This is a genomic window from Mycolicibacterium novocastrense, from assembly GCF_001570485.1.
GTDB classification, from domain to species: Bacteria; Actinomycetota; Actinomycetes; order Mycobacteriales; family Mycobacteriaceae; genus Mycobacterium; species Mycobacterium novocastrense.
Window position 1 is genome coordinate 81,477 of the sequence record NZ_BCTA01000052.1, and the last position, 17,857, is coordinate 99,333.

General features: G+C 66.7%; 21 protein-coding genes. 13 read left to right on the forward strand and 8 right to left on the reverse strand.

Translation table 11 applies throughout. The features are described from left to right. Window positions 1–27: 27 nt before the first annotated feature. The 3 genes from RMCN_RS19420 (at window position 28) to RMCN_RS19430 (ending at window position 2,306) form a co-directional block, all read left to right on the forward strand. Window positions 28–1,272, forward strand: coding sequence for a DNA polymerase domain-containing protein (locus RMCN_RS19420; protein WP_067392601.1), 1,245 nt, complete (start codon window positions 28–30; stop codon window positions 1,270–1,272). Between the two features lie 118 nt (window positions 1,273–1,390). Then, the gene (locus RMCN_RS19425; RefSeq protein WP_067392603.1) at window positions 1,391–1,801 is read left to right on the forward strand and encodes an STAS domain-containing protein; all 411 of its coding nucleotides are present in this window, start codon (window positions 1,391–1,393) and stop codon (window positions 1,799–1,801) included. 133 nt (window positions 1,802–1,934) lie between these two features. Next, window positions 1,935–2,306, forward strand: a complete 372-nt coding sequence (locus RMCN_RS19430; protein ID WP_067392606.1) for an NYN domain-containing protein — start codon at window positions 1,935–1,937, stop codon at window positions 2,304–2,306. Here the strand turns inward: RMCN_RS19430 and RMCN_RS19435 are convergent. Then, window positions 2,290–2,925: a TIGR03086 family metal-binding protein gene (locus tag RMCN_RS19435; RefSeq protein ID WP_064413969.1), complete on the reverse strand. Its 636-nt coding sequence runs from the start codon at window positions 2,923–2,925 to the stop codon at window positions 2,290–2,292. The genes RMCN_RS19430 and RMCN_RS19435 overlap by 17 nt on opposite strands. Before the next feature lie 51 nt (window positions 2,926–2,976). On the opposite strand from RMCN_RS19435, the gene RMCN_RS19440 reads away from it, so the two are divergent. Both RMCN_RS19440 and RMCN_RS19445 read left to right on the forward strand, forming a co-directional pair. After that, window positions 2,977–3,411: a MarR family winged helix-turn-helix transcriptional regulator gene (locus tag RMCN_RS19440; RefSeq protein WP_064413968.1), complete on the forward strand. Its 435-nt coding sequence runs from the start codon at window positions 2,977–2,979 to the stop codon at window positions 3,409–3,411. A gap of 10 nt (window positions 3,412–3,421) precedes the next feature. Then, window positions 3,422–4,834 (forward strand): NCS2 family permease, encoded by a 1,413-nt coding sequence (locus RMCN_RS19445; RefSeq protein ID WP_067392609.1) that lies wholly within the window; start codon window positions 3,422–3,424, stop codon window positions 4,832–4,834. 6 nt (window positions 4,835–4,840) lie between these two features. Here the strand turns inward: RMCN_RS19445 and RMCN_RS19450 are convergent, their stop codons facing one another. From RMCN_RS19450 to RMCN_RS19460, 3 genes are all read right to left on the reverse strand, one after another. After that, window positions 4,841–5,506 (reverse strand): IF2 family translation initiation factor, encoded by a 666-nt coding sequence (locus RMCN_RS19450; RefSeq protein WP_067392612.1) that lies wholly within the window; start codon window positions 5,504–5,506, stop codon window positions 4,841–4,843. 24 nt (window positions 5,507–5,530) lie between these two features. After that, window positions 5,531–6,079, reverse strand: a complete 549-nt coding sequence (locus RMCN_RS19455) for a CsbD family protein (RefSeq protein WP_064413965.1) — start codon at window positions 6,077–6,079, stop codon at window positions 5,531–5,533. A 78-nt stretch (window positions 6,080–6,157) separates the two neighbouring features. Then, complete coding sequence (locus RMCN_RS19460; RefSeq protein ID WP_067392615.1) at window positions 6,158–6,637, reverse strand: DUF4383 domain-containing protein; 480 nt, start codon at window positions 6,635–6,637, stop codon at window positions 6,158–6,160. Window positions 6,638–6,682: 45 nt separating this feature from the next. Here RMCN_RS19460 and RMCN_RS19465 point away from each other — a divergent pair, with 45 nt between their 5' ends. From RMCN_RS19465 to RMCN_RS19490, 6 genes are all read left to right on the forward strand, one after another. Further along, complete coding sequence (locus RMCN_RS19465) at window positions 6,683–7,729, forward strand: CobW family GTP-binding protein (RefSeq protein WP_067392618.1); 1,047 nt, start codon at window positions 6,683–6,685, stop codon at window positions 7,727–7,729. Window positions 7,730–7,755: 26 nt separating this feature from the next. After that, complete coding sequence (ligD, locus tag RMCN_RS19470; protein WP_067392621.1) at window positions 7,756–8,715, forward strand: non-homologous end-joining DNA ligase; 960 nt, start codon at window positions 7,756–7,758, stop codon at window positions 8,713–8,715. Between the two features lie 49 nt (window positions 8,716–8,764). Further along, a complete protein-coding gene (locus RMCN_RS19475; protein ID WP_064413961.1) occupies window positions 8,765–9,400 on the forward strand; it encodes a TetR/AcrR family transcriptional regulator in 636 nt (211 codons plus the stop codon). Between the two features lie 38 nt (window positions 9,401–9,438). Further along, on the forward strand, window positions 9,439–10,359 hold the full coding sequence (locus RMCN_RS19480) for a carbon-nitrogen hydrolase family protein (protein ID WP_067392623.1): 921 nt from the start codon (window positions 9,439–9,441) through the stop codon (window positions 10,357–10,359). Then, complete coding sequence (locus tag RMCN_RS19485) at window positions 10,356–10,724, forward strand: hypothetical protein (protein ID WP_064413959.1); 369 nt, start codon at window positions 10,356–10,358, stop codon at window positions 10,722–10,724. Before RMCN_RS19480 ends, RMCN_RS19485 begins: the two co-directional genes overlap by 4 nt. Before the next feature lie 224 nt (window positions 10,725–10,948). Beyond that, window positions 10,949–11,947: a YihY/virulence factor BrkB family protein gene (locus RMCN_RS19490; protein ID WP_067392626.1), complete on the forward strand. Its 999-nt coding sequence runs from the start codon at window positions 10,949–10,951 to the stop codon at window positions 11,945–11,947. On the opposite strand, the gene RMCN_RS19495 is transcribed toward RMCN_RS19490, so the two are convergent. Then, entirely contained in the window at window positions 11,917–12,531 is a 615-nt protein-coding gene (locus tag RMCN_RS19495) for a nitroreductase family protein (protein WP_067392628.1), read from the reverse strand. The genes RMCN_RS19490 and RMCN_RS19495 overlap by 31 nt on opposite strands. A 32-nt stretch (window positions 12,532–12,563) precedes the next feature. Further along, a complete protein-coding gene (locus tag RMCN_RS19500) occupies window positions 12,564–13,646 on the reverse strand; it encodes an NAD(P)H-dependent amine dehydrogenase family protein (RefSeq protein ID WP_067392631.1) in 1,083 nt (360 codons plus the stop codon). A 121-nt stretch (window positions 13,647–13,767) separates the two neighbouring features. On the opposite strand from RMCN_RS19500, the gene RMCN_RS19505 reads away from it, so the two are divergent. Continuing rightward, on the forward strand, window positions 13,768–14,676 hold the full coding sequence (locus RMCN_RS19505; RefSeq protein ID WP_067392633.1) for an enoyl-CoA hydratase: 909 nt from the start codon (window positions 13,768–13,770) through the stop codon (window positions 14,674–14,676). An 89-nt stretch (window positions 14,677–14,765) separates the two neighbouring features. On the opposite strand, the gene RMCN_RS19510 is transcribed toward RMCN_RS19505, so the two are convergent. Next, window positions 14,766–15,776, reverse strand: coding sequence for an acyl-CoA dehydrogenase family protein (locus RMCN_RS19510; protein WP_067392636.1), 1,011 nt, complete (start codon window positions 15,774–15,776; stop codon window positions 14,766–14,768). Between the two features lie 101 nt (window positions 15,777–15,877). On the opposite strand from RMCN_RS19510, the gene RMCN_RS19515 reads away from it, so the two are divergent. Continuing rightward, window positions 15,878–17,038, forward strand: coding sequence for an acyl-CoA dehydrogenase family protein (locus tag RMCN_RS19515; protein ID WP_067392639.1), 1,161 nt, complete (start codon window positions 15,878–15,880; stop codon window positions 17,036–17,038). Here the strand turns inward: RMCN_RS19515 and RMCN_RS19520 are convergent. Then, complete coding sequence (locus RMCN_RS19520) at window positions 17,027–17,815, reverse strand: TetR/AcrR family transcriptional regulator (RefSeq protein ID WP_067393052.1); 789 nt, start codon at window positions 17,813–17,815, stop codon at window positions 17,027–17,029. The two genes, RMCN_RS19515 and RMCN_RS19520, sit on opposite strands and share 12 nt — an antisense overlap. Between the last annotated feature and the right edge of the window lie 42 nt (window positions 17,816–17,857).

Sequence of the window (17,857 nt, forward strand, 5' to 3'; positions counted from 1 at the left end):
CTGCGGCCGGGAAACTAGCATGACGCTATGGCCGCGACCCAGCACCTGGAGGTCGAGGGTCACCGGGTGCCCATCAGCCACCCCGACAAGGTCGTCTTCCCCGATATCGGCGTCACCAAGTCGGACCTGATGCACTACTACCTCAGCGTTGCCGAGGGCGCCCTGCGCGGTGTTCGCGACCGGCCGATGATCCTCAAGCGGTTCGTCAAGGGCATCACCGAGGAGGCGGTCTTCCAGAAGCGCGCGCCGAAGAAGCGGCCGGACTTCGTCGACGTCGCTGAGCTGAAGTACGCATCCGGGACGTCGGCGGCCGAAGCGGTGCTGCGCGATGCGGCCGGCCTGGTGTGGGCGGTCAACCTCGGCTGCGTCGACCTCAATCCCCACCCGGTCCGGGCGGACGATCTGGCCCACCCCGACGAGCTGCGCGTCGACCTCGACCCGATGCCGGGCGTCGAATGGCCGCAGATCATCGAGGTCGCGCTGGTCGCCCGCGAAGTGCTCGAGGACCACGGGTTGACCGCGTGGCCCAAGACGTCGGGATCGCGGGGTTTTCACATCTACGCCCGAATCCAGCGGCGGTGGCCGTTCAAGTTCGTCCGGCTCGCCGCGCAGGCGGTGGCCCGCGAGGTCGAACGCCGCGCGCCCGAGATCGCCACCGCGCGGTGGTGGAAGGAGGAGCGCGAGGGCGTATTCGTCGATTTCAACCAGAACGCTTTCGACCGGACCGTCGCCTCGGCCTATTCGGTGCGCGCGACGCCGGACGCCAGGGTGTCGACGCCGCTGCTCTGGAGCGAGGTGCCCGGCTGCCGCCCCGATGCGTTCACGATCGCGACCGTGCCGCAACGATTCGCCGAACTCGGTGACCCGTGGGAGGGCATCGATGATTCGGCGGGATCGCTGGACGCGCTGTTGGACCTGGCCGACCGGCAAGGCCCGGCGGAGAAGGCACCGCGCGGCGCCAAACCATCGAGCCGAGGAACCGGCCGCCGGGTCTCCTCGAAGCCGCTCATCGAGATCGCCCGCACGAAGACCAAAGACGAGGCGATGGCGGCGTTGGAGAAATGGCGCCGACGGCACCCGTCCGTGGCCGAAAAGTTGGAGCCCGCAGACATTCTGGTCGACGGTATGCGCGGACCCAGCTCGATCTGGTACCGCATCCGGATCAACCTGCAACACGTGCCCGAAGGCGAGCGGCCTCCGCAGGAGGAGCTGCTCGCCGACTACAGCCCGTGGGAGAACTACTCCGGGCCCCAGTGGATGCAGCGAGACTAGAATTTGCTAGCGAACGCAAAATCTGCTTCTTACCAAAGTATTAGCCGCTGTTGGCGCTTGCCTTAATCTCGCCGCATAAGTTGGGCTCCATCGAAGCTGAATAATCGAGGAGGCGGTGATGTACGGGAATCCGACATTCGACTGCGCCGGGGCCCAGCTTCATGCGGTGTGCCGCCAGCTGGCAACGGTCGTGACGGTCGACGGCATCATCGATGACCGCAACATTGAACGGCTCACTGCGTTCGTTCGGCGCTTCGTATTGGCTGAGAAGCCGTTCATCCTCGATCTGAGCGGAGTGAGTTCGTGTGCAGAGCAACTCATTTCGTTGATGTACGACGTCGATGAGTGCTGCTATCACACCGAGGTGGATTGGGCCGTCATCGCCAGTGACGAAGTACAGCGAGTGCTGCACACCTCCGGCGTGAGCGTCCCGGTCGCCGAATCTGTACCTGATGCGCTTCATCACTTCGCGGAGAGCATCGAGAAACGGCGTCGGTTACTGCCGCTGTTGACCCAGAAGACCGCATAGCGGAAGGCGACCAGGTGCTTCTCGATATTCGTTGGCTCGGTTACCTGCTTGGCCGTCGGCATTCGACGGCCAAGCAGACCGGCCACGCCTACTGAACCCCCGACCGTCGGCCGAGGCCGGTCCTCGACACGCGATGCGGTGGATCGTCGACGGTATGAATGTGATCGGATCACGCCCCGACGGCTGGTGGCGTGACCGTCATCGCGCCATGGCGACCCTGGTCGAGCGGTTGGAATCCTGGCGGCCGGACGGTGACGACGTCACCGTGGTGTTCGAACGCCCGCCCAAGCCACCGATCGACTCGTCGACCATCACCGTCGCCTATGCCCCGCGTCCGGCGCCCAACTCGGCCGACGATGAAATCGTCCGCCTGGTCCGGGCCGACGACCGGCCGGGCGACATCAGCGTGGCCACGTCCGACCGCACCCTCGCCGATCGGGTACGCGAAGCCGGTGCGTCCGTCGTACCGGCGGAGAGGCTGCGCGACCTCATCGATCCGCGGTGACGCCTTCGGCCCGCCAGCCGGGAAATCGGCCCAGGTGGCGTAGCACCCGATCGAGGTCGCTCTCCCCCGCCTCCGGCGCCACAGCGCGGGCGAACGGAGAGTCGTCCGCGTCGCGGATCTCACCGTCGGGAACCGCCATCGCCAGTGGCAGGACCGCCGCCACCACGTCGTCGGGCAGCCCGAACGGCACGTCGATGCTGCGGGCGACGTCCCACCCGTGTGCGACGTAGTCGACGAAATGAAAACCGATCGCCATGGCACCCGCAACGGCGGCGTCCTCGCCGAACTCCGGTAACGCGAACGTCGACTCGAGCACGCCCTCGACAGCGAACGCGGCCAGCACCTCTGCAGCCGCCGCGGCATAGGTGCCCCCGGGATCGGCGCGGACATCCTCTGCGACGGTCATCGGCGCCCACATCGCAAGATCGCCGCCGGCGCCTCGAGCCGCGGCGGCGAATCCCTTGTGCTGCACGGTCATATGGGTCAGCAGCTCGAAGAGGTCCCACCCCTGACACGGGGTCGGGCGAGCGAGGTCGTCGGCCGTCACTCGCGAGACGACATCGACGGTGGCGTTGATCGCTGTTCGGTGGAAGGGTCGCGGATCGTTTATCGTATGCATTTGCTTACGATAAATGTTCGCTTATCATTGGTCAACGCTTAATATCCCTCCATGCCGCCCAAGTCGCGACGACGGGACCTCGCGGCGATGCTCGCCCCGCTACTGCGTCGGTTGATCGCCCTGGAGACCCCGGTGCTCGCCGAACACGACGTCTCGATGTGGGGCTACAGCGTGCTGTCGGCGCTCGACGAATCCCCGGTGCGCACCCAAGCCGCGCTCGCCGAGGCCATCGGCGCCGACAAGACCCGGATCATCCCCACGCTCGACGAACTCCAGGAGCGGGGCTATATCGAGCGGAGCCCCGACCCGGCCGACCGGCGTGTGCGGCTGCTGGCGATCACCGAAACCGGCCGCGCTCTGAAGGATTCGGTGCAGGCGCAGATTCAGCGCGGAGAGGAGCGGTTGCTTTCGGTGCTGTCGCCCGCCGACCGGCGAGCGTTCCTGCGCGCCCTGCACGAGATGACGGGTGTCGAGGACACCCCATAGGGTCTGAGGGGTGAACCGCCTCGACCGCTTCTTCGAGATCTCCGCGCGCGGGACGACGGTCGGCGCGGAGGCCCGCGGCGGCCTGGTCACGTTCATCGCGATGGCCTACATCATCGTGCTGAACCCGATCATCCTGTCCAGTTCCGAGGACGTCACCGGTCAGAGGCTGCAGTTCGCCGAGGTCTCGGCCGTCACGGCGCTGGCCGCGGGCGTGATGACGATCTTGTTCGGCCTCATTGCGCGGATGCCGTTCGCGTTCGCCGCCGGCCTCGGCATCAACTCGTTCGTCGCGACGACGCTCGTCGGCTCCCTCACCTGGGCAGAAGCCATGGGGCTGGTGGTGATCAACGGGCTCATCATCGTCGTGCTGGCGGCGACCGGGTTGCGGCGGTTGGTCTTCGATGCGGTGCCGATGCAGCTGAAGCTGGCCATCACCGCCGGTATCGGGCTGTTCATCCTGTTCATCGGCCTGGTCGACGCGGGGTTCATCGGCTCGACGGGGGCAGCGTCGCCGCCGGTCGGCCTCGGCGGCAACGGCAGCGGCTCCATCAGCACCGTGCCCACCGTCGTCTTCGCCTTCACGCTGCTGCTGACGGGAATCCTGGTGGCCCGAAAAGTGCGGGGCGGCATCCTGATCGGGCTCGTCACCGGCACCGTCGTCGCGGTCGTGATCGAGTCGATCTGGCACCTCGGGTCCGCCGCGGAAAAGCCCGGTGGATGGAGCCTGTCGGTTCCGACCCTGTCGGGGTCACCGTTCGCGCTCCCCGATCTCTCGCTGGTCGGCGCCTTCAGCATGGACAGCTTCGGGCGCATCGGGGTGATCGCCGCGACCATGTTCGTGTTCACGCTCGTGTTCGCGAACTTCTTCGACGCGATGGGCACCTTCACGGGGCTTTCGCGCGAGGCTGGACTCGCCGACGACAAGGGCACCTTTCCCCGCCTGCGGGCGGCCCTGATCGTCGAAGGCGCCGGCGCTGTGGTCGGCGGCGCATCGTCGGCCTCGTCGAACACGGTGTTCGTCGAATCGGGAGCAGGTATCGGCGAGGGCGCTCGCACTGGCCTGGCCAACCTCGTGACCGGCGTGCTGTTCCTCGCCGCGATGTTCATCTCGCCGCTGGCGTCGGTGGTGCCGACGGAAGTGGCCGCGGCTGCGCTGGTAATCGTCGGGGCGATGATGGTGTCGCATTTGCGCCACATCGACATCTCCGAGTTCTCGGTTGCGCTGCCCGCGGTGCTGACGGTGGCCACGATGCCGTTCTCGTACTCCATCGCCAACGGCATCGGCGTCGGCTTCATCGCGTGGGTGGTGCTGCGATCGGCAGCAGGAAAAGCCCGCGAGATCAGCCCACTGTTGTGGGTGGTCGCCGCGGGCTTCCTGCTGTACTTCGCGCGAGGCTGGATCGAGTCGCTGCTCGGGATCTAGCCGGCACTAGCGATCGGCTTGCCGCTTCTCTTTCTCCGCGTCGGCGAGATCCTCGATCTTCTCCGCCTGCGCACGCGTCGTCGCCGCATCGACGCGCTTGTCCTGAGCGTCGGCCATCTTGACGCTGGCCACCTTCGCGGCAGTGCGCTCCGCCGCATCGATCTGCTCTTCTTCGCGGCGTTTGGCGGTCTCGACGTTCTTCTTGCGCTGCTCGGCGATCTCGTCGGCCCTCTTCTTGTCCTCGACGATCTTCTTCTCGGCGTTCTCGACCGCCGCGCGCTTGCGCTGCTGGGCCTCGGTGCGCGCCTGGCGCGCTTCGGCCTCGGTCTCCTCGAAGGCCTTCTGCTTGTCCTGCAGCGCCTTCTCGCGGGTCACCTTCAGCTCTCGGCCCGCCTGCTTGACGTTCTCATCGGCGGCCGCGTCGAGCTCGGCCGCGCGGCGCAACGCGTCGCTGCGCTCGACAAGGGTGGCGCCGCGCTTCTGGAGTTCACGATCACCCAGCGCGGTGCCCACGGCAGTGTCGAGCATCCCCAGAGAACGCTCGTAGAACAGCCGGGCCGGCGCTTCGTCGTCCATCCGGGCGACGAACCGGTCGTCGATCAACTGCAGCGGCACACGGGCCACCTGGTACTGAAACTTCAGCACCGCCTTCGGAATAGCGGTGAGGCTCATGGTCAAGCTCCTTCTATGCCCTGCTCAGGCGTCGTCGTTGAGGTTTTCGGCCTGCCGCCGAATACGGGCGGCTTCAGCTTTCGCGCTCGCCGACTCCTCGACGGCTCCGCGGTGTTCTTCGAGTGCGTCGGCGAGTTGGGTGTCGGCGTCGTGCACCTCCGCCCGCTGCTCGGCTTTGGCCTCGCGGGCCTTGCGCTCGGCGTCGATTTCGGCCTGGGTGCGCTCCCGCTCGAGCTGCTGATGGGCGGCCGCTTCGGCGGCGCGCTTTTGAGCGGCCTTCTGGTTCTCCACCGCACCCTTTTCGGCGGCCGCTTCGGCATTGGCCGCGGTGCGCTCCTTGGCGCCTTCGCGCTTGGCCTCCACCACGTCGTTGCGGGCCTCCCGCGCCTCGGCGTCGGCGACCGCGTCGATCGTGTTGGCTTCTTTCCGCCGCTCGGCCTCGGCCTGCTGCAGTTGGCCTTCGGCGGTCAGCGAGTCGTTTCCGGTGATCGCGCCAAACATCTCTTTGGCCTTGCCCTTCACCGAGTCCATCAGGCCTTCTCGTGCCTGGCCGGCCTTGTCGTGGTCCGTCATTCGGGCCTCCTCTCAAGCCTCAAGGTTCCACGTCCGCGGGGGGCCGAAACCCCCTGTGGGCGGACGCACAGCAAATGGCTAGTCCCGCCGAAGATCAGGTGCGTCCCCGGTGCGGCCCAGCAGCACACCCAGGGCGAACATGGCTGCGGCAAGCCCCAGGTGCAGCCAGTTGTCGGCCGTGTTGACCGGCATGAAATTGGCCGGCGAATCGTGGTCGATCACCAGGCCGTACAGCCCTAACGCCGCGTAGACCAGGCCACCGCCGATCAGATATCCGCGTGCCGCGGTGAACGTTCCCGACAACGCGATGCCGAGGACACCGAAGGCCAGGTGAACGATGTTGTGCAGCACAGAAACGTTGAACACGCCGAGAAGCTGGGCGCCCGAGTGGTGACCGGCGAACGTCAGTGCGTCGTAGTTCGTGGTCACACCGGGGATGAAGCCCAGCACTCCGACAAGCAGGAACACCGCACCGACGGCCACCGCCGCGCGTTGCACGGGGGCGCGCCCCGCGGTCGGCGCCGCTTTGGGTGAGCCCTGAGATCCTGGAACAGCCATCGCCCGGCGGGATAGCCGTTCGAGAACGATCGAAACGCTGCGATCATGTGTCGCGTGAGCACGACGACGATTCCGGCCATCGCCCTGACCGGCTACCTCGGCGCGGGTAAGACCACGCTGCTCAACCACGTGCTGCGCCAGCCGGGTGCGCGCGTCGGCGTCATCATCAACGACTTCGGCGAACTCAACGTCGATGCGGCGCTGGTCACCGGGCAGGTCGACGAACCGGCCTCGATCGCCGGGGGGTGCATCTGCTGCCTGCCTGACGAAGGCGGCCTCGACGATGCGCTGGCCAAGCTCGCCGACCCGAGGTTGGGTTTGGACGCCATCATCATCGAGGCCAGCGGCCTTGCCGACCCGATAGCGGTGTCGCGGATCATCCGATTCAGCGGTGTGGAGCGGGTGCGACCCGGCGGCATCGTCGACGTCATCGACGCCGCCACGCATTTCGACACCGTCGACGATCACGCCACCCCGCCGGCCCGGTACGGTGCGGCCACGCTGGTGGTGGTCAACAAACTCGACCAGATTTCCGAGGACGCCCGCGAAGAGGCTTTCGGCCGAATCGAAAGGCGTGTGCGCGAACGGAATCCGGATGCGCACGTCGTGGGCGCCACGGCCGGACGTGTCGATCCGGCTCTGCTGTACGACGTGTCCGCGTCCGCGGACGTCGGTGAGCAACTCTCATTGCGGGAACTGCTCGTCGACGCCGAAGACGCGCAGGACCATCCGCACGTGCACGCCGATTCGGTCACCGTGACCAGCACTGGTTGCGTCGATCCCGCAGCGCTGATCGACCTGCTCGAAACGCCACCCTCGGGTGTGTACCGGCTCAAGGGCACGGTCGCCGTCCGATACCGGGAGCGCACCCGCCGCTATGTGGTCAATGTGGTCGGCACGTCGGTCCACATCGCGAACGCACCGTCGACGGCCCGAGTCGATGGGAAGGCCAATGCCATCGTGGCGATCGGGACACACCTCGACGTCGACGACGTCCGGGTCCGCGTCGCCGCGGCGCTGGCACCGCACGACGGCGCGGTGCCGGCCGCGGGGGTGCGACGTCTCCAGCGCTACCGCAGGCTCAGCATCTGAGTGCGCCCCGCGCTTATGGTGAGGTGATGAGCGCCGACGAGCAGCGCGCCGGGGTGGAGTTGACGAACCTCGACCAGCCGTTGAGTCCGGACGCCGATGCCACCAAGCGCGATCTGATCGACTACCTCGACGCGGTGTGCGACCGGATTCTGCCCGGCCTCGTCGGGCGTCCCCTGACGGTGTTGCGGATGCTGCGCGGGCGGGCGCCGTTCATGCAGAAGAACGTGCCGAAGTACACCCCGGAGTGGGTGAGGACCGTCTCGATGTGGGCCGAGTCCTCGCACCGCGAGGTGCGCTATGCACTGTGCAACGATCGGCGCACCTTGCTGTGGCTGGCCAACCAGCGCGCCGTCGAATATCACCCCACGCTGGGTCTGGCTGATGACATCTACCGCCCAACTCATCTGGTGCTCGACCTCGACCCGCCACCGGAGAGCGACTTCGCCGCCGTCGTCGCCGCGGCTCAGCTTGTGCAACAGGCACTTTCGGATTGCGGCCTGGCCGGAGCGGTGAAGACGAGCGGCGCAAAGGGAGTGCATGTGTTCGTGCCGGTCGACGACAGCGCACCGGTCGACGACGTCGCGGCTGCCACCCGCGCGCTGGCCGCCCGAGCCGAGGCGCTCGACCCATCCCGCGCCACAACGGCTTTCATCGTCGAGGACCGCGAAGGCAAGGTCTTCATCGACTCCACCCGCTCCGGTGGCGCGACCGTCGTCGCCGTATACAGTCCCCGGCTGCGCCCTGGCACACCGGTGTCGTTCCCGGTCGCCTGGTCGGACCTGGACCGCGTCACGCCGGCGGATTTCACCGTGCACAACGCGATCGACGCCCTGGGCGGGAGCGATCCGTGGGCGCAGGCGATGCCGGCACCGCAGAGGTTGCCGCCCGACCTCATCGAGCAGGGCCGCACCATCCCCGTGGCGCGGGTGGCCGCGATGCACGAGGGAAAGCGCCGGGCGCGGGCGCGACGCGCAGAGCGCGGCTGACGCCAGGTTGGCGCTGACGCATCGCGGCAGTTGTTCGTAGTCTCAAACGATGACCCCGCCGCCCAAGGCTCGACGCCCCGATCGCCGTACCGCGTTGACGACCTCGAACATTCTCGACACGGCCGAGCGGCTGTTCACCGAACGCGGGTTTCACGCCGTCACGATGGATGCGATAGCCGAAGCGGCCGACCTCGCGGTCGGCTCGATCTATCACCACTTCAAGAACAAGGAGCGGCTGTATCTCGCGTTGGTCGAACGCGCGCTGGAGGTGAATGAGCAAGCAATGGCCGGGGCCTACGGCAACGGACGCTCACCGATCGAGGAGTTACGCGCCGCAAGCGACGCCTACTGCGGATTCCACATGAGTAATCCGGGATACTTCCGGATGATCGCGCTGCGAACACTCGACGTTCCTCCCGGGGACATGGCCAGCGAGATAGAGCGCCGCATCGCCGACAAGGTCGAGCGGTTGGTGGGCGACATCGCCGACACCCTGCGCCGCGCCGATGCCGCCGGACAGCTGCGCTGTGCCGATCCGCATCGCACCTCGATGTTCCTGTGGGGCGCGTGGAACGGCGTGCTGTCCCTTCGTCTCCGACCCGACCGGCTGCGACTCGACGATTCCGAACTGCAGACGGTGCTCAACCTGGGGCGCGACATCGTCGAACGCGGGCTGCGGCCGTAGTCTTGAAGTGCCGTTCAATTTTGTAGTAGCGTTCAATTGTGACTTTGGTAGCGGCGGTCCAGCTGGAGGCGACCCTCGGTGACGTGAGCACGAACCTGACCGCCTGCGAACGCCTGGCCAACCAGGCGGGCCGTGCGGGCGCACAGATCATCGCGCTACCCGAGTTCTTCACCACCGGAATCGGCTTCGACGACTCACTCAAGGATGCCGCGCTGCCTGTGGACGGCGAAGCCACCGCGCTGCTCAGCGAGCTCGCGCGCCGCCACGGCGCGCTGGTCGGCGGCTCGTTTCTGTGCCGAGACCCCGACGGTCACGTGCGCAACGCCTACATCGCGGTAGACGCCGACGGCCTCGTTGGCCGGCACGACAAGGACCTGCCCACGATGTGGGAGAACGCCTTCTACGTCGGCGGAACCGACGACGGCGTGTTCCACCGGGACGGATACGACATCGGTGCGGCGGTGTGCTGGGAGCTGATGCGCACCGGCACGGTCGAACGTCTACGCTCGCGCGTCGATGTGGTGATGACCGGGTCCGGGTGGTGGTCCGTCCCTGCCTGGCCGCCCCGGGCCGTATCCGACCGCTGGGAACGCAGCAACGCGGACACGGCCCGTCGGGCCGCGGCGTCGTTCGCGAAGTACGTCGGGGCACCGGTCCTGCACGCTGCGCATGCCGGCGAGTTGACGTGCGCGATGCCGTGGCTGCCGATGCGGTACCGCGGCCGCTTCGAGGGGTCGACACTCATCACCGACGCCCGCGGAGAAGTTCTGGCGGAACGCCGGCCAGAGGAGGGACAGGGAGTTGTCCTCGCCGACATCGAGATCGGCCGCCGTGCACCCGCATTGGACCCTCCGCGACAATTCTGGTTGCACCCGCGCGGGCCAGTCGCGACCGCGGCCTGGCACTACCAACGGTGGCACGGCCGCCGCTGGTACCGGCGTCATGTGATGGGCGCATGAGCACGATCGTGCGGGTCGGGCTGCTCGAACTGGCCTTCGGTGCGATGCTGGGATGGGTGGTAGCCGGCAATTTCATTGCCCCACAGCTGCTTCGGCGCGCCGGTGTGAATCACGCCCGCAGAATCCTGCAGGCACACCTCGACTACGTGATCATGGGCATCATATTGATCGCGGTCGGTTTGGCGGTACCGCAGTTGCCCGCCTGGATCGCAGCCGTGGTCATCTACGGCACCCTGATGAACCCAACGTTGTTCATTCCGTTGGCCTTCAACGAAGGACTCAAGGCGAATGCGATCTACCGCGTGGTGACGGTCAGTTCATTCCTTGCCACCAGCGTCGGGCTGACGCTGGTGGCCTTCCAATGACGACAAGAACCTGAGCAGGCAGCCGGCGCGGTTGGCCGGGCCGCTCCGGGTTTCATCACCGCGCCGATGGCGGTCGAGGACGCCGCCGCGACGGCTCAGTCATCGGCCGGCGGGCATCGCGCGTCACCGCGGAGGCCGCCGCTCGGCGACCGGTGCCGATACGCCGGATTGACGCACTCACGAAACGGGTATCGACCAGCCATCCATGCCGAGGGGGTCCCAACATGGTGGGCTGGCTGGACCGGCTGCAGCGACGCAACCGCCGCGTCGGGTTCGTCATCGCGGTGATCTACAAGTACATCGACGACCAGGGCGGCTATCTGGCCGCGCTGATCACCTATTACGCGTTCGTCTCCCTGTTCCCACTGCTGTTGCTGCTGACCACCGCGCTCGGGGTGATACTCGTCGGCCGCCCCGAGATACAGCAGCAGATTCTGCAGTCCACGCTCGGTCAGTTCCCCGTCATCGGTAGCCAACTCGAACGGCCGGAGCAACTCAGCGGTGGCGCCACGGCCGTCGTGGTCGGGATCGCCGGTGCGCTCTACGGCGGCCTCGGCGTCGGGCAGGCGCTGCAGAACGCGATGGACTCGGTATGGGCGGTGCCCCGCAACAACCGCCCGGACCCGATCCGGTCGCGGCTGCGCAGCCTGCTGCTGTTGTTCGTGCTCGGTTCGGCCGCGGTCACCGCGACGGTGCTCTCGGCGGTCGGCCACGCGACAGCCGGCCTGGGCTGGTTCGGCAAGGTGGGCGTCACCGTCGCCACCGTCGCCATCAACGCGCTCATCTGCCTGGTGGCGTTCCGAGTCACCACAGCCCGATCGGTGTCGTACCGCGACGTGTTGCCCGGCGCCCTCACGGCGGCGGTGATATGGCAGCTGCTGCAGTGGTTCGGTGCGAACTACGTCTCCCATGTCGTCAGGTCGACCAGCGCGACCAATAGTGTGTTCGCGTTGGTTCTGGGCCTGCTGGCGTTCCTGTTTCTGGTTTCGGTGACGTTGGTGATGTGCGCCGAAGTCAACGTCGTCCGGGTCGACCAGCTCTACCCCCGCTCGCTGATGACACCGTTCACCGACGACGTCGACCTCACCCCCGCCGACCGGCGCACCTACACCCGTAGGGCGAAAGCCGAACGGGCGAAAGGTTTTCAGAAGGTCAGCGTGCGATTCGACGTGGACCGCGACGTGTCACCAGATCACCGCGGCTCGCGCGATGGCCAGGGTTGATCCCAGTTGTCGACCACCGCCACCTCCGACAACGGCTTGCGGCGAACGCTGTGGTGTCGGCCCGCGGGCCAACCGACGGTCACCAGCGCCGCCATCATCCAGTCGTCCGGAATGCCGACCAGCGAGCGCAGTTGGTCTTCACAACTGCTGTGCCACAACGTGATCGCCGCCCCCAGCCCCTGTGCGCGAGCCGCCAACAGGAAGTTCTGCACCGCCGGAAAGATCGAACCACCCTGCTGCAACTCAGAGGCCCCGGCCTGCGGGCGGACACAGAACAGAACGAGACCCGGTGCGGCGCCGCCGGTCCGCATGTGTTCGGCCATCGACCTCAGCACTCGCGACCTCGGATCGTCCTCGCCGTCGCCAGGTGCCGAGACTCCGTAGAACCGCTGCAGCTCCTCCCAGCTCCGATGAGCGGCCGCGGTGACCACCGCACGCACCTGCTCGGAGCGCAGCACCACGAACCGCCACGGCTGTTGGTTGGCGCCCGACGGCGCCCAGCTGGCCGCCCGTAGACATCTCTCCAGTGTGTCGTCGTCGACAGGGTCTTCGCGATACCGCCGCACCGCGGAGGCCGTTTCCATCACCGTCCAGATATCAGCGGACACGGCCGGCTTCACAACGCCGTGCCGGGTAGGACGCCCCGCCACGTGCCACCGCGCACAGGTCCGGTGATCACCGGCAGGTCCAGTGTCGACAGCATCCCGGGCGGCGCGGCCATCACAGCCGGGATGGCGTTCAACTCACGCATCACGGTCGCATACGTCAAGCCCCGCATGTTGTTTCCGCGCCCGTGCATCTCGATGTCGACGGTGTAGGTGGGCAGACCGTCGACGATGACGCGGTAACCCCCGTGCGGCGAGGGATGGCGTGGCCAGTCCGGAGCCGACCGCTCGCCCATGCGGGTGATGTGCTCGAGCACAACGCGCTCTTCGTCGTCCACCATGCCTGCCAGCTTGAACCGCATCCCGCCCATGGTGCCCGGCTCGATCCAGCCCGAGGCGACCTCGTAGCGTTCTGTGGCCAACCACTTGTCGATCGTGGTGACGACGCGGTCGAGAGGAAGGCCCACGCCGTCGGCGACGAGATGGACTGTCGGCGCCCATAGTGCCGCAAGGCGCTCGGTGTCGAACAGCGGCGCCGGATGGTCGGGTGGATGCCCGAAACCCATGAAGTCGAACATGATTTCGGGCTGGTTGATCGGGCCGTAGTCGAGTAACTCGAGCATGGTGATGGTGTCGACTCGACTGCTGAATCCGGTCATAGTCAACGCGATGACGTCGTTGGCCCATCCGGGGTCCACGCCGCTGTTGAAGAAGCTTGTGCCACCTTCTTCACACGCCGACGCGATGAGGTCGGCGGTCTCCTTGTCGGCGGCAGGCGGGTAACACATCGGAACCAGGGAGGTGCACACCACGTTCTTGCCCGCGCGCAGACAGCGGGCGATGTCCTCGGCAGCCTCCCGGTAGCGGTAATCGCCCGAGGCGAAATAGGCGACCACATCGGCGTCTGACGACAGCGCGGAGTCGATGTCACGGGTGGCGATGACGCCGGTTTCGGGCATGCCGCACAGCGCACCCGCGTCCATGCCGTCTTTGGCCTCGGCGTGTACGACCACGCCAGCCAGGTCCAGACCGGGGTGCGCGATCAGTGCGCGCAACGCGCCGACACCGACCTGACCCGGCCCCCAGAGGATCACCCGCGGGTTACCTTGGCAGTCCGACATGCACACCCTTTCCTACCCGCCCCGCCAGCCGTGAGAACATACCTTCTCAAATATTGATATCACCATTGTCGTAATCGAAGAACCGGAGGACACGATGAGCGAGTACCAGTTCCTGAAATGGGAGACCTTCGACGACGGCCAGATCGTGCGGATCTCGCTGAACCGTCCCGAGCAGCGCAACGCCCAGAACCGCGGGATGCTGGTCGAACTCGATGAGGCGTTCACCCGCGCCGAAGCCGATGACAACGTCCGCGTGGTCATCCTCGCCGGTGAGGGACCGATGTTCTCCTCCGGTCATGACATCGGCTCCAAGCAGGCCCGCGCGGAGTTCATGCCGGGACCCGGACAGCATCCGACGGCGGCCATCAACGGCGGCACGCGGGAGGGCGCCGAGAAGATCATGCTGCAGGAATGGCACTACTTCTTCCAGAACAACCTGCGCTGGCGCAACCTGCGCAAGATCACGATCGCCCAGGTGCACGGCGACGTGTTCTCGGCCGGGCTGATGCTGATCTGGGCCTGCGATCTGATCGTCGGCAGCGAAGAGGTGCGCTTCGCCGACGTGGTGGGCACCCGGCTGGGAATGTGCGGTATGGAGTACTTCGGCCACCCGTGGGAGTTCGGCCCGCGACGCACCAAGGAGCTGATGCTGACCGGCGACGCCATCGACATCGAGGAGGCCTATCGCCTCGGGATGGTGAGCAAGATCTTCAAGCGCGACGAATTGGCCGACCGCACACTGGAAATGGCGCGACGCATCGCCACGGTTCCGACGATGGCGGCGCTGCTCATCAAGGAGTCGGTCAATCAGTCCGTCGACAACATGGGTTTCTACAACGCGCTGCAGTCGTGTTTCACATTGCACCAGCTGAACCACTCACACTGGGTCGGGGTCCGCGATGACAAGCGTGCCACCGCCGGCGAGGAGCAGGGCGTCCCGAACTGGCGCACCGCTCCCCCGATCGTGTTGTCGGTCAAAGGCCAGGTGCGCGCCGAAGCCTGACGAGGTCCAGCCGGGCCGAACGTGGGTTACCGTCACACATTCGGCAGTTTGAGCGTGCATTAACCCCACACTCGCGGAAGCGGACCGGTTCAGCCGCCGACCGCTCCGTAGCGGGCATCCGCGACGCGGTCCAGGGCGACGGCGGGCTCGCCGAACGCCATGGCCCAGCCGCGCACCCGCCGGTAGTAGAGCTGGATGTCGCCCTCCATGCCGAAGCCGTAGCCGCCGTGGATGTGCAGGCTGCGATACGTCGCGTCACGCGCGGTCTCGTAGGCGAATGCGAAAGCCATCGCGGCCAGCTCGGTCGCACGGCCTGCTTCATCGGGGAACGCGCACGCGGCTTCGAACGCCAGCAGGCGCGCACCGTCGGTAGCGGTGGCACTGTCTGCAAGTGGGTGTGACACGGCCTGAAACGCCCCGATCGGGGTGCCGAACGCGTGCCGCTGCTTGGCGTAGTCGACCCCAATCTCGACGGCCTTCGCGGCGGCCCCCACCAGTGCCGCGGCGGTGAGGGCAAGCCACAGGTCGACTGCGTTCGAGAACAGCCGGCGGGCGTGCTCACCGTCGGCGAGAACGCTGACGTCGCCGGGGACGGTCACGTCCGCCAGCGGCAACGATCCGAGGTTCTGCACGTGAGTTCGGTTTGCCGTCGGCAACGTGACGAGACGCCCGCTGACCAACCCCACCACCGCATCGGCCACCGCACCGCCGGGCACGAGTGCCAACACGTCGCTGTCACAGGCGCGTGGCGCGAAGCTGACGAGCTTGTCACCCGACAAGGCCGAGCCCAACAGATTGTCAGCACCGCAGGCGGCCAGCAGCCGCGAAGCGATCTGCGCCTCGATGACCGGTGCCGATGCGACCGCCCGGCCGTACTGCTCGGCGATCAGGGCCAGCTCCAGCTCGGAAGCTCCCCAGCCGCCGTCGGATTCGCCCACCGCCATCTCGACGACGCCCGTCTGGACCAGTGCCTCCCACAGCTTCGGATCGAATCCCAGAGGTTCGGCCGCCCGCACCCGCTGCGACGTCGACTCGCGCGCATACATCGCCGCGAAGGAGTCGACAAGTTGTCGTTGCTCGTCGGACAGGCTCAACTCCACTGAAGGTTCCCTCACGTGCGAATATGGCTACTCTCAGTTTTGAGAGTAGCATTATCGTCCACGTTGTCCGCCCGTGCTGTGCGACAGATTGGTTACTGCTCATGCACTTTCAGCCCGACCCCGCGACCGAAGCGTTCCGCGACGGTGTCCGAGAGCATCTGCACGGCGTGCTGACCCCCGACGTCGAAGAACGGATATACCGCAGCGGTGTCGCGCACGACGACGACTTCGCCAAAGGACTCGTCGAAAAGGGCTACTTCGCCCCCGGCTGGCCGACCGAATTGGGCGGGCAGGATCGCAACGCGTGGGAGGAGCAGGCACTCAACGAGGAGCTGATGCGGACGGACGCGCCGGTATACCTGTCCGAGACCACCCGGATGGTCGCGTCGATCATCCGACAGATCGGCACACCCGCGATGAAGGAGCGCATCCTGCCCGGCGCTCTCAGCGGCGACGTCACCATTGCGCTTGGCTTCACCGAACCCGAATGCGGCTCGGATGTGGCCGCCGCGGCGACCAGGGCGATGCGTGATGGTGACGAGTGGGTCATCAACGGCTCCAAGATGTTCACCACGAACGGACACATCGCCGACTACGTCTTCCTGCTGGCCCGAACCAGCCCCGAGAAGCCGAAGCACAAGGGGCTCACGATGTTTCTCGTGCCGACATGCTCCGACGGCTTCGAGGCGCAAGCGGTGTGGACCCTGTCGGGCGAGCGTACGAACATCACCTTCTACAGCGACGTGCGCATCGGCGACGACTGGCGCATCGGCGATGTCGACGCCGGTTGGCAGGTGCTGGGCTTGTCGCTGCAGGACGAGCACGCATCGGGATGGGGACCGCACATCGCACGCCTCCTGCACCACGCCGAGCAGTGGGCGACCACCACACGCGCGTCCGACGACTCACCTGCGATCGCGAAAACCGATGTGCGGCGGCGGATCGCACGGGTGGCGATGGAACTCGAAGTGGCGATGCTGCTTCAGCGTCGATGCGTCTGGATGACAGAGAACGGTCAGACACCGGTCGCCGAGGGGCCGATGTCGAAGGTGTTCTCGACCGAGTCGCTCGTACGCGCGAGCCAGGACATCACCGAACTCGTCGGGCCGGATGCGATGCGGTCTCTCTTCGATCCGACGGCACCGCAGCGCGGCCGCTTCGAACACCTCATGCGCTTCTCGCTGGGGACCACGATCTACGCCGGCACCAGCGAGGTGCAGCGCACCATCATCGCCCAGCGGGGGCTCGGTTTACCCCGTTAGGTCCTTGGGCTTGCGCGTTGTCCGCCTGCGCGGCGCCGCCTTGGCGGTCACAGCCTTCTTCGGGGCGTTCGCGGGCGGCGTCAACGCCTGCAGGCACCACGCCCACAACTGATCCTCGGTGAGTTCAGCGCCCTTGACACCCAGATGGAACACCCCGATCTGGGCGAGCGCGATGAGCGTCGAGTTCAGCAGCGTGGTGAGCTGGGCGGGCGTCAGATCCTTGCGGACCAGCCCCGCACGCGAGCACGCGGTGAGGATCTTGGTGAGCAGTTTCTGATGGGGTTCCCAGATCTTGGCGAAATCCGCGGGGCGCTCGATCTCCAGGCTCAGGTTGTAGATCGTCATCACCCGGCCGCCGATGGCCTCCGACGACTCCGCGCGCGAGAGGAATCCCCGGCAGAACGCCTCGAGCTGTTCCATCGGACCGTCGGCGGCCGCCACCTCGTGGCGGATCGCTTCGATGAACTGGCTCGTGGCGTTCTCGTACAGCGCCAGCAGCAGTTCTTCCTTGCCGGCGAAGTGCTGGTAGAACGCGCGCAAGCTGAGGTTCGAACGGTCGATGAGGGTTTGGATCGTGAAGTCGGCGCGACCGGATTCCTCGACCAGTTCGAGTGCGGTGGCCAAGAACCTCGAACTGCGCGCGAGCGCACGCGCACGCGCTTGACTCAGTCGCCGCTCGATCGTTCGCTCCTGCCAGCTGCCCGGCATCTCGACGTCGGTCTCGACGAGTTCCAGATCGGGTTCCGAGTCGCGGGCGCCCCGCTTCTTAGCAGTCATGATCACCTGAGAATACGCGTTCCCCTCGCCCGATTGCGATTC